The organism is Comamonas sp. B-9, from assembly GCF_000410635.1.
GTDB lineage: Bacteria > Pseudomonadota > Gammaproteobacteria > Burkholderiales > Burkholderiaceae_C > Comamonas.
Genome location: NZ_KE148547.1, coordinates 1 through 347, shown reverse-complemented (window position 1 = coordinate 347; position 347 = coordinate 1). Strand labels below are relative to the sequence as shown.

The 347-nt window shown below is 73.5% G+C and carries 1 pseudogene; it reads left to right on the top strand.

Annotation, left to right across the window (positions count from 1 at the left end):
• A pseudogene (locus tag H928_RS33165) lies at window positions 1-232 on the top strand (hypothetical protein); the annotation flags it as partial.
• Window positions 233-347: the final 115 nt, after the last annotated feature.

The window sequence follows — 347 nt, the reverse complement described above, 5'->3', positions numbered from 1 at the left end:
CGTGGCGGCCGTGGCCGCAGGCAGCGCGGTCGCCGTGGTGCCGCAGACCGTGCTGGATCTGCAGCGCGATGCGCTGCCGGTGCGCAGCGAGCCCTTGGGCGTCTGCACCACGATGTTTGTCACCCGCCAGGGCTATGCCACGCCCGCGGTGCAGCAGCTGCTGGCCGTGTTGCAGGCAGCGGCCCCGACCCCCCCCCCCACCCCTTGCCCCACCGCGATGGAGACCGTATGACCCGCAACCTGACACAAGAACTGGGCCTGCAGCTGCCCGTGGTGCAAGGCCCGATGACCGGCTCGGACAGCCCGGCGCTGGCCGCTGCCGTCAGCGCCAGCGGCGGCCTGGGCTC